Below are 11,046 nucleotides of genomic sequence, written 5' to 3' on the forward strand. Positions count from 1 at the left end.
TGTTCTCTTCGGTGCTCTTCCTCGGAGCGTTTCGAGGCGGGCTGTGGAGCGCCCTGGCCTGGGTCGCCCTGGTGCCGCTCTTGTGGGCGGTGCGCCGGGTGACGCTCCCCACGGCCCTGGGGTTGGCTGCGCTCTGGGGCGTGCTGTCGGGCTACGCCATCGCCGAGCCGTTCCCGCCCTCGATTTCCGAGTATTTCGAGCAGCCGGTCTGGGTGGGCTGGGCCTTCGCCGTGGGTCTCTTCGCCGTGATGGCGTCGCCCTACTACATGCTCTTCGTCGCACTCGACCGGGGCCTAGCCGCCGGGCGCGGGCGCGCATGGCACCCGATCGTCGTGGCCTGCGCCTGGATCGCGGTCGAGTGGCTGCGCGGTCGCCTCTTCACCGAGACGATCTTCTTCATCGGGAATCCGTGGGGGCAGCTCGGCGCGTCCCAGCTAGCGGCGTTGCCGCTCGTGCAGATCGCGGCGTGGACGGGCCTCTACGGTCCGAGTTTCCTGGTCGCGCTCGTCAACGCGGTGATCGCGGACGCGCTCGAGGCGCGGGAGCACGGGGGCGCGTACGCGCCCGAACATGGGGGCTGGCAGGCGCGCGACGCCGGGGCGCGGTTCGCGCTGGTAGCGGTGCCGATCGTCGCCTCGCTCGCCTACGGCTGGAGCGTGGTGCCCCCCTTCGACCCCGAGCCGCCCGGCGCCGTGCGCGTGGCCGCCGTGCAGCCGAACCTCGAACTCGGGGTGCGCTGGAAGCGCGAGTACTACGGCCGCAACCTCGAACGGCATCTACGCCAGAGCGTCGAAGTCGCGCGCGAGACCCGGCCGCCCGTGATCTTCTGGCCCGAGGGTTCGTTCACCTTCTTCCTCGAGGACGAGCCCGCCTATCGCCGCACGATCGCGCGCACCCTGGCCGTGCTCGACGCCGAACTCGTGGCCGGGGGCCCGGCGAAGGAGGTCGAGGGGGAGGGCGCCACCCTGCGCAATCGGGTGTTCGTGCTCGATCCGCGCGGCACGATCCGCGGGCGCTACGACAAGGAGCATCTCGTCCCCTTTTCTGAGTACGTGCCCGGGCGCGCCCCCGACCCGATGCGCCGCGACTTCGGTCAGGCCCGCGCGTTCGTCCACGGCACGCGCACGGCGCCCCTCCAAACCCGCGCCGGCCGGATCGGGGTGCTCATCTGCAACGAGGCGCTGCTCTCGGAGGTCGCGGCGGAACGCGTACGCGCCGGTGCCCAGCTCCTCGCGAACCCGTCGAACGACAGCTGGGTGGCCGAAGAGGACTTCGCGCGGCGGATGCTCGAACACGTCGCCTTCCGCTCGATCGAGCTGCGTCGCTGGCAGGTACGCGCCTCGACCGAAGGTCCCTCTGCCGTGATCGACCCCTTCGGCCGCGTCACCGCCGCCACCCCTCACGGCGAAGCCGGCACCCTGCTCGCCGCCGTCGTCCCGCGCGACGACCTGACGGGCTACGCCCGCTTCGGGGATTGGTTTCCCGCACTCTGCGTCGCGATCGTGGGCGTCGCCGCCGTCGCCCTGCGGCGACGGGCGAGGGACTAGCTCCGGCTCCAGCAAGCGCGCCCGAGCTGGCCGGGCAGCAGCTGCTCCTCGGTGTGGGCCACGCGCTCGATGGCCGTCGGCGCGCGCTCGTCGGCTCCCCGCGCGTAGCGCGCCTCGAGGGATCCGCCGTTCTCGAGCAGCTCCGCCACGGTGTCGACGGTGGCACGCAAGAGGGCGGGCGAGAAGAGTTGGGCGAACGAAAACAGGCGGTTCGTGTCCGGCAGCCAGGACAGAGTCCAGCGACTCGCGGCACCCACGGTATCCGGGTCGAGGTTCTCGACGCGGTGCCACCACCAGGGCGGACTCACCAGCACGTCGCCGGGCTCGAGCACGACCTCTTCCCGCGGACAGCTGGCGAAGAGGTCGGTGTGGCTGCTTGGAATGTCGGGATGGTCGAGGATCGAGGCGACATAGGCGGCGTCGCGCGTGACCCACGGATACATCGCGTAGCTGTAGGCCGGGTCGACGAAGGTCCAGCGCTTGCGCCCGTGCAGCATCGTGAACAGGTTCAGGTTGTTCGCGCAGTGGAAGCTGAGGCCCGAACCCGAGCGCGCGCCGAGGAAGAGCTGGAGCGCGTAGGGGCGTCCGCCGGTCCACGCCCGGTAGCGATCGACGTCGAGCTGGCGGACGAGCTCGGGATGTCGCAGCAGCAGCTGCTCGCTGTTTGCGACGTAGCGCGCATCGCCGGCCCCGAGTCGTCCCAGCGCCTCCCACGCGAAGTGATCCCGATCCCGAACCCAGACGGGGGTCCGCGGGAAGGCTTCGCGGAGGGCCGCCAGACTCCAATCGCGCGCGAGAGGGGCGCCGCCTCGGATCACCCACGGGCGGGGATGCTGGCGCAGGCTCGGGCCCAGGGTCGCGGCGGCCGCGAGGTCGAGTTCGGGGACGGGGGTGGCGCGGGCGGGTGCACGCGGGAGCTCGCGTCGCGCGCGCGCGAGGTAGCCGCGTGCCCAGGGGCGATGGACATCGTTGCGTCCGCGCAGGAACCGCAGCAGGACGAGCAGGCGAAAGGCGAGAGCGGTGCGCCGGCTCGGCAGGAAGTGCCGGTCGACCTCGCCGACGCTCGACAGCGACCGCCGCAGCACCGCAGCGGCTCCGAAGCCGCCGCGCGCGGCCCCGTAGGCCCAGGAGGCCGATGCGAGGGTCCAGGCGAAGCAACGCGCGAGCCCCGGCCTCACGAGCGCCTCGCTCGACTGGAGGTCAGCGGGACCGGCGCCCGTAGCGCGCCGCGATCCACAGCGCGGTTCCGAAGATCAGCGCCGCCGAGGGCTCGGGAATCGCCGGGATCGTGAGCGATGCGCCCATCACCGTCGGCATCAGGTCGTTGCCCAGGGCATCGGAGAGCAGGGCCTGATCGAAGCTGAGCGCCGTGGTGCCCGCCGCGATCGCCTGGAAGGTGAGGGTCGCGAGGACGACGGTGTCGCCCTGGGCTGCGTCCAGGGCCGCGGGCGCCAGGAACGAGACCTCGAAGATGTCCAGCACGCCGCCCGCCGCGTTCTGGGAGAAGAACGTGGTCGGAGGCATGCCGTTCGGGTCACCGAGCTCACCGCCGGGTACCGCGTCGATGAACTGGATCAGACCCGCATCGAAGGCGATGTCGAAGTCGTAGGCGCCCACGGAAGGGGCGACACCGTTGCCGAGGCCGGCCGCGACGATGTCCACCGTGAAGAGATCGCTGATCGCCGGGTCGGTCGCCGGTGTGGCGAAGGCGAGCGTCGCCGCGCCCGCCGAGGCGCCCGTCAGGGAGAGGGCCAGGGTCAGCGCTGCAAGGATTCCGCGTTTCATCATTCGCTCCCGTCTCATCGGAGGGCTCCGGCGCGCGCCTGGCGCGCTCGGCGTCGGAAGTAGGGGATGGCCACCAGCAGCAGCTCGATGCCCAGCAGGCCGCAGCCCGACTTGTTCTGACAGTTCGGGCGGTCGCACGAGAGCGTGCAGATCCGGGCGTCGAAGACGTTGATCGAGCCGTCGCCGTTGGCGTCGCGCGGATCGCCTGGGCCCGTGGACGTCTGGCCGAAGGCCTGGGTGATCAGCTGGATGTCCATCGAGTCGATGAACTCGTTGCCGTCGACATCGCAGACCATCGGCGGGGCGGCGGCCCGGCAGTCCGACGGGCAGCTGTCGCCGTCGTCTAGGTTGCCGTCGTCGCAGGCCTCGTTGGCCTCGAGAACGCCGTTGCCGCAGGTCGAGAAGTCGCAGGCGTCGCCCAGGTCGTCCTGGTCGACGTCGGTCTGCTGCACGTTCGGCTCGAAGACGCAGTTGTCGAAGGCGTCGCTCACGCCGTCGCCGTCGATGTCGCCGCTCGCGACGAGGATCCGGTCGTCCCGACAGGTGATCGTCGCGTCGATGCACGGGGTCTCGCCGCCGCAACCCGGGCAGTCGGCGTCGGTCACGCAGGAGCCGAGCTGACGCGCGCACACGCCCATGTCGGCACCGGGCGCGATGTCGCAGATCTCGTCGCCGCCGCAGTCCTGGCTCGACATGGCGCCAGCGGGGCTGCCGCAGACCGTGGCCGTCTGCTGGAAGCAGAGGCCTTCGCCGAGGAACGCGGTGTCGCCGCCGCTGCCGGCCAGCGGGTCTCCCTGGCTGTCGCCCGTCTCGACGGTGCCGCCGATCTCGACTTCGCCCGAGCGGCCGAAGCAGAGCGCCACCAGGAGCTCGCCACTGACCCCGTTCGCGTTGAGGTCGCCACCGGGGAGCGGCACGCCGTCGAAGAATCCGCAGCTGCCGTCGGCGATCGTGGGTTCGACGCCCTGCGAGCACTCCTGGGTGAGGGCGCGGATCTGCGCCTCGTCGACGCGGAAGGTCTCGCGCGGGTCACAGGCCTCTTCGACGCACGGCGTGATTGCGAGCTCGCAGCTCACGAGCCGGTCGTTCGCCGTGTCGTAGGCCGAGAGGACGTCGTCGCAGCAGTCGCCGTCGCCGTTCAAGTCGCAGCCGCAGGTGTTCACGATGCCCGAGTCGAGACAGAAGTCGCGCTCGCTGCAGCCCGAGAGCAGCAGACCCTCTTCGAAGTCGCAGCAATCGCCGTCGCCGTCGAGATCGCAGCCACAGCCCAGGTTCTGGGCCTCTTCGCAGAAGAGGGTCTCGGCGCAGAGACTGATCTCGCGGGTGGCGATCCCGATCAGCGCGCCTTCGCGGCAGGTCTCGCCGGTCTGGCAGTCGGCGGCAGCGGCGCAGGTCTCGCCGAACGCCCGACACGCGCCGGCGTCGCAGAATTCGCCGGCGCCGCAGTCGTCGTCGACGGTGCAGGCCGCGCCGGGCGCGCCGACGCAGACGCCCGAGAACGGGCCGATCTCGCAGAACTGAGCGCCGATGCCCGGCTCGAGCAGGGTGCCCGTGCTCGCGTCGTAGGCCTGGGCGTAGCGGTCGGCCATGTCGCCGTCGCCGTTCGCATCCACGCCCTGCTCGCTCTCGAGGGTGGTGAAGGACACGATCGGTCCAGACACGCCGCAGATCTCGTCCGAGGTCTGCGCCGCGCCGGCACCGTCCGTCACCGGGGTCCAGCCGCCGGCCGTCACGTCCCAGACCGAGACCACGTCTCCGCCGGCAACGCCGTCGTCGACGCGGGCGGCCAGGTGGGTCTCGGAGAGCTTCACCTCGCTCGCGTCCTCACCGAGGTTCTGGACGCTGCCGCGGTTGGTGTAGAAGCAGACGTTCACGTCGTCGGTGTCGGTGTCGCCGTTGCCGTCGACGGGCGCGATGCGGTCGGCGTCCTCATCGCAGAGGAAGGCCGCGTTTCCGGCCGCAACGCTGGCCTGGCTCGCGGGGCCGAGCTGAGTGGGCGCGCCCGGGCTCCGGGCGTCGAAGACGTGGAGCAGGATGTCGTCGAGATCGCCGTCCTGGAGCAGGTCGCCGGTCAGACCGCCGATGCCCGGCAGCCGCGTGCGAATGCCGTGGATGTACGTGTCGATGCGCTCGTTGCCGTCGAAAGCGACGAGCGGGGCGATCGTGGCCAGGCCTGCGTGGAGGCCCCGGGTGGAGATCCCCGGAGCATCGATCTCGTTGGGCTCGACCGACTGGAGCACGCCGTCCTGATCGATCGCGGTGAAGTGGGTGATGCCCGTGGTGAGATCGACTTGCAGGCTCTGGGGCTCGATCAGGACCGTGCCCTCGATGGGGTCGAAGACCAGTTCCGAGACCATCGCGACGTAGCGGCCGTCGGGCGAGATCCGCGGCGGCTCGCCGACGCTGAGGACGGCCGGCACCGAGGCGCCGTAGGTGTTCGTGAGGGCGACGGCCGCCGCCGGCACGAACTGCAACCGCTCGGCGTCGGCGTGGTAGACGTACACGTCGCTCGAACCGCCCGTGTCCTCGGGCAGGAGGTTCGCGGTCGTGGTGAACGCCACGCGCTTCCCGTCGGCCGAGATGGAGGGGTCCGAGGAAAAGCCCGTCGCGGCGCCGGGGCTGGCCCATTCGGCCTGGCCCGTCTCGCGATCCAGGATGTAGACGTCGGTGCCGCCGCCGTAGCCGTCCCCGTCGACGTCGTTCTCGTCGATGTTCCGGTTCGTGGCGAAGGCGAGATAGCGACCGTCTTCGGAGAGCGACGGGCGCTCGTTGAAGATGTCGTCGCCGAAGAAGCCCGGGTCGCCCTCCGAGCCGGGCAGTACGAGTTCGACGGTGTCGGTCGCGACGTCGTAGGTGCAGATGGAGGCCGGCGGCTCGCCTTCCTGGGGAGAGACCTCCCAGGCGGCCGTCGAGCCGTCGTTGCTGATCACCGGGTACTCGGCGTCGGAGCTGCTGCCAGCGGCGCAAGGCGGCCGCGAGATCCAGGTCGTGGTGCCGTTCTGACGATCGCGCAAATAGACGTGGGTGACGAAACTGCCGGGCGCGCCGAAGTTGCTCGCGCGGCTGGGGAAGACCACGAAGCGGCCGTCGTCGGAGACGTCCGCTCCCGGCGTGAAGCGCTCACCCGACCCTTCGTCGCCGAGGTCGCCATTCGTCGCGACGCTGATCAGCTCGGTCAGGATCTCGCCGGGCTCGTCGTAGAGCCCGTCCTCGTCGGGGTCGCGGTCGATCAGGTAGACGTCGCGCTCGTCGTTCGTGTCGGCGGGCACGGTGACGATGTCGACGGCCGTGGTGTCGTAGGCCACGAAGCGGCCGTCGCTGCTCATCGCCGCGCGCTCCCGGCTGAACTCGGTGAACGAGAAGCTCGAGAACTCGACGGGAACGTTTCCGTCCGCGTCGCTGCTGGACGGCGTCGAGACCCGCTCGCCTTCGTCGGCTTCGGAGACCCGGTAGAAGACCTGGCCGTCCGAGATCGCGAGGGAGAGGCCGTCGATCACCGGGCCGGCGTCGGCCGTGGTGAGCGGGTTCAGCGGCGCGTTCGGGGTCGCGTCGTCGGCGGAGCGCTGGTAGACCCGCAGGAAGTTGTCTTCGACCCGGTTGTTGCTGTTGAGGTCGTTGCCGAAGTCGGTCGGCTCGGACTGCAGGAAGGCGAGGATGTCGTCTTCGACGCCCACCGCCGTGAAGCGGTAGGGCGGCTGGATCACCTGGGTGGCCGCCACACCGACCGCCGTCGCCTGGATGCCGATCTGCTGCTCGGTGCCGGTCTCGCGGTTGACCATGGTCATCGCGATGTCGGTGACGTCCCCGTCGGCGTTGAAGTCGGCGTCGGTGGGTGAGCCCTCGGCCGCTTCGAAGGCCTCGACCCGCGGCAGGGCGAGGATGTCGTCGCTCTGCTGGATGAACAGCGACTCGAGGGGCACGAGATTGCCGGCCGTCGCGACGTAGGTGTCGTCGAGGGTGGGGCCGCAGCCCTCGCCCGCGAAGCGCGTCGAGAAGTCGAAGAGCGACGGGCCGCACTCGCTCCCGCTCGGGCAGTCGCTGTCTGCGTTGCAGGCTACGTCGGCCAGCGGGGCCGGCAGCTGGGAGAGCGGGACGGGCCGCTCGCCGAGGTTCGGCGCCTGGTGGCACACGCTCGGGTCGCAGCTGAAGCCCTCACCGCACTCTTCGTCCAGGTTGCAGGGCTCGCCGGCGAAGGGGCTGCCGGCGGCACACGCGGCGAACGTCTCTCCGCGGCGGTTGATGCGGGTGATCGAGAACGGCGCGTCGACCGAGCCGTAGAGCACGACCGAACCCCCGCCCTCTTCGGCGAAGGGCGACAGGATCGGCGGCAGGAAATGGCCTTGAGGCGAGAGCGCCGAGCTGAAGCTCTGGCCGGGAACGCGAATCGCGTCCGCACTTCCGGTGAAGGCGGAGATCTCGCTCGACAGGTTCACCAGTCGCGGCACCGGCGTGCCGTCGTCGAGGCGCACCAGCACGCCGGCCCAGTTCACGGGCACCAGCAGGTTGCCCGCTGTGTCGATCGTGAAGCGCGCGTCGGGGCGGATCCCGTCGCAGGGCGAGCCCGGCTCGGGCGTACACATCGCCTCGTAGTTGTTGTAGACGGGCAGCGCCGTGAAGGACGGGAACGTGCCCTGGATCTGCGCCGGGTCGGTCTCGCAGGTGTCGTTGACGTCGTAGAGCTCGTCGACGCAGGCGACGAGGTCGCTGCCCACCACGGTGTCGGCGCAGCGATTGCTCGCGAGCTCACACGGCAGGTCGCCCGCCGGGTCGCGCGGCTGGATCGCGATCTTGACGGTGCCGGCCAGGGTCGAGCCCGCAGGTGCGCTCGGGCCGGCCAGGGCGTTGGTATCCGGGAAGGGGAAGATCAGGGTTCCCGAATCCGGGATCACGAGGTCTGCCGCCTGGCAGATGGCCTGGCGGGTGGCGGTCGGATCGCCGGCGCCGAGCACCGGCAGCTCGGCCTGGCAGGCGTTGGCCTGGGCGCTGCCCGCGAAGCCGGCGCACGCGACGGGCCCGTCCTGGAGCACCAGCGCATTCGCCGGCCCGTTCGGCGGCGTGAAGATCAAGACGACCTGGTAGTCGTCGTCGGGGCCCACGTTCGTGCCGAGGTCGATCAGGCCGGCGCCGGCCGACGACTCGCAGCCGGTCAGGTCCAGGCTCAGGGTGACCGGGTCGCCGGGGGCGGCGAAGGGTCGGTCGAGGCTACTCAGGCTCGCCCGGAAGGTGTTCTCGGTCCCGGGGACGAAGTTGCAGCTCGCGTCGGCCGGGCGCGCCGTGGACGCGCAGATCGCCAGGGCAATGGCGCCCAGGACGAGGCCGAAGCGAGACGAACGAAAGGGATCCGGAGAGGGCATGCGACCTCCAGCGCAGCAGGGGGACAGGACTCGGACGAGGTCGGAACAGGAGCGCGGTGGCGCCCCCACGTTGTAGCTCCCTGGATCGCCCGGGGTCAATCGAATCCCCTGATTCTCCAGGGATTTCCGCCCGAGTCGAGGGCGTCCCCGTCGTGTCTCCGTCGTCTGGGAGTGGGTCGTCGCCGGGCGGTTCCCGTTACCCGCACCGGGCCGGCTGGCCCCGGCGCGGACGTGCACCGGGCGGCCCAGGGGTGCGCTCCGCGACCGGGGGCGTGACCCGGCCGGAGCCGGCCGCATCGAGGAAGCCGGATCCGGGCCCGCAAATGCGGGCCCAGAAACGAAAGGGGGTGCTGTGTACCGGAACCGCCCGCGGATCGGGGCTCTAGGGACCTGTGCTGCCGGGTTCGTCGCCTGGCTCGGGGCGTCGTGTCTCGGGGGCGCGGCCCGCGCCGACGAACCGCTCTGGCACGAGCATCCCCATCACCTGTCCCTGCTGGTCGCGGGCTCGGACGACGCCGAGGAGACGGCCCTCACCCTGGGCGTCGACTACGAATACCGGCTGAATGCGTTGCTCGGGCTGGGGGTGGTGGCCGAGTACGCCTTCGAGGAGATCGATGCGGTGACGGTCCTGGCGGTCGCCGACCTGCATCTCTGGCGGGGTCTCATCGTCCAGACGGGGCCCGGCATCGAGATCGTGGACGGTCCGGCGGGTGGTTCGGACGACCTCGAGATCGCCTACCGCGTCGGGGTGCTCTACGAACTCGAGGTCGGACACTTCACGGTGTCTCCCCAGCTCCACTACGACTTCACCAGCGGGGAGAACTCGTTCGTATTCGGTGGCGCGGTCGGCGTCGGGTTCTGAGCCCGCCCGCGCGTTTCGTGAGGGCTAGCGGCGTGCGCTGTCGGCCTCGGCCACGCGCTCGCCGTCCGGCGCGCCGTGGCAGCGCCCCAACAGCTCGAAGACCGGGCGCGCCACCCGGGCGTCCGCGAGGACACTGATGTGGGTCGCGGGAAAGCCCCGGACGCGTTCGGCTTCGAGCTGGGCCTCGAGGCGGAGCTGGCTGGCGATCTCGACCACGCCGTCGCTGCTCTCCCGCGGCTGGAACGCGAACAAGAGGAAGTAGGGAATCGCGTCGGGGAGCGGACGGGCATAGAGCCCTTCCAGGAAGGCGCTGCCGGGATCGACATCGCGCCACGAGGGCACGACCGCGGGCGCCACCTCGACGCCCATCGCCGCGCTCGCGACACCGCCGAAGGGCGACGCGATGCTCACGAAACCGCGCACGGGAACCCCCCGCCCGACCAGCGAATCGATCGCCTTCCGCGACACCAGGCCACCCATCGAGTGGGCCACCAGACACACCCGCGAGAAGCCGACCCGTCCGTGGACCTCGTGGAGCGCCCGGGTCAGCCCCTGGGCAATCGCATCGAGAGGGAGGGCGCTCGGGTACTGGAAGACCCAGGGTTGGAAGCGCTCCCGGTCGAGCTGCTCGATCAAGCCCGCGAGGTCGCGCGCGGTGCCGCCCATGCCGTGCACGAAGACGACCGGGGTGCGCGCCGGGTCGATCGGTTCGAGCACGAAGAGCCCGACCGCGTGGCGTTGCAGGGCGTGCAGCGGTCGCCAGAGCCCGATGGTCGCTTCGGCGCGCGCGAAGCGCGGGTGGTCGAGCGAGCTGAGTTCACCGGCGACGAAGGAGCGCCCTTCGCGGAGCTGGATGTGTTGGGGATTCGCCGACGAGGGCTCCTCGAGGGTGAGTTCGATCCCCGGAATCCAGTCCTCGGCATCGAGGCGATAGGGCGAAGCGTGCAGCACGAAGCGCTCGTCGGGATCGACGTCGAGCCCAGCGTCGCGATCCTCGACGGCGCCCAGGTAGTACTCGCCCGGCGGCAGGGTGAATTCGAAGTAGCCCGGCTCGGAGAGGGTGACGTGGGCCACCACGACGAGTGGCGCGTTCCAATCCCGGCCGCGGGTGGCGACGGCGACGAGGATCGGGTCGCCCTGCCAATCGGGCACCGTCGCGGTTCCCGACAATACGCCGAAGCGCGACAGGGCTTCGAGGTCCGAGCCGAGTCGCACGAAGCGACAGCCCCCTGCCGTCAGCGCGACGAGGACGAGGAGTGCCAGCAGGGCACACGGCCCGCGTCGCCACCGGTACGCGCGCGGAGGAGCGGCGCTCGCGTCACGGTTGGTTCGCACGGTGTTGGCTCCTCGCAAGGCTCGCGTCGGGGTTGCTGCGTCCCGGGGTGACGATCTCAGGCGGATCGCCTCGTGTCCAGCATTCCAGACTGCGGAGGGCCTCGGCACCGCCCGCGCGAAGTCGACACGCGGCTGGATCGCCCGGGCGCCGTTGGGGGCCGAG

The 11,046-nt window shown here is 70.9% G+C and carries 6 protein-coding genes; 2 read left to right on the forward strand and 4 right to left on the reverse strand.

What is annotated here, in order from left to right:
- Nucleotides 1–11 precede the first annotated feature (11 nt).
- Nucleotides 12–1,547 carry an apolipoprotein N-acyltransferase gene (gene lnt, locus AAF430_02520; GenBank protein MEM7409092.1) on the forward strand — a complete coding sequence of 512 codons (1,536 nt, stop codon included), beginning with the start codon at nt 12–14 and terminating at the stop codon, nt 1,545–1,547.
- On the opposite strand, the gene AAF430_02525 is transcribed toward lnt, so the two are convergent.
- The 3 genes from AAF430_02525 to AAF430_02535 are packed head-to-tail and all read right to left on the reverse strand — an operon-like array spanning nt 1,544 to nt 8,686.
- Nucleotides 1,544–2,725: a cupin-like domain-containing protein gene (locus tag AAF430_02525; GenBank protein ID MEM7409093.1), complete on the reverse strand. Its 1,182-nt coding sequence runs from the start codon at nt 2,723–2,725 to the stop codon at nt 1,544–1,546. The genes lnt and AAF430_02525 overlap by 4 nt on opposite strands.
- Before the next feature lie 22 nt (nt 2,726–2,747).
- Nucleotides 2,748–3,332: a cohesin domain-containing protein gene (locus tag AAF430_02530; GenBank protein ID MEM7409094.1), complete on the reverse strand. Its 585-nt coding sequence runs from the start codon at nt 3,330–3,332 to the stop codon at nt 2,748–2,750.
- Nucleotides 3,333–3,346: 14 nt separating this feature from the next.
- Nucleotides 3,347–8,686, reverse strand: a complete 5,340-nt coding sequence (locus AAF430_02535; GenBank protein ID MEM7409095.1) for a dockerin type I domain-containing protein — start codon at nt 8,684–8,686, stop codon at nt 3,347–3,349.
- A 352-nt stretch (nt 8,687–9,038) separates the two neighbouring features.
- Between AAF430_02535 and AAF430_02540 the strand changes: the two genes are divergently transcribed.
- Nucleotides 9,039–9,548, forward strand: a complete 510-nt coding sequence (locus tag AAF430_02540) for a hypothetical protein (protein MEM7409096.1) — start codon at nt 9,039–9,041, stop codon at nt 9,546–9,548.
- 24 nt (nt 9,549–9,572) lie between these two features.
- On the opposite strand, the gene AAF430_02545 is transcribed toward AAF430_02540, so the two are convergent.
- Entirely contained in the window at nt 9,573–10,883 is a 1,311-nt protein-coding gene (locus AAF430_02545) for an alpha/beta fold hydrolase (GenBank protein ID MEM7409097.1), read from the reverse strand.
- Nucleotides 10,884–11,046 lie beyond the last annotated feature (163 nt).

The sequence above is a fragment of the Myxococcota bacterium genome (assembly GCA_039030075.1).
Classification (GTDB): Bacteria; Myxococcota_A; UBA9160; order UBA9160; family SMWR01; genus JAHEJV01.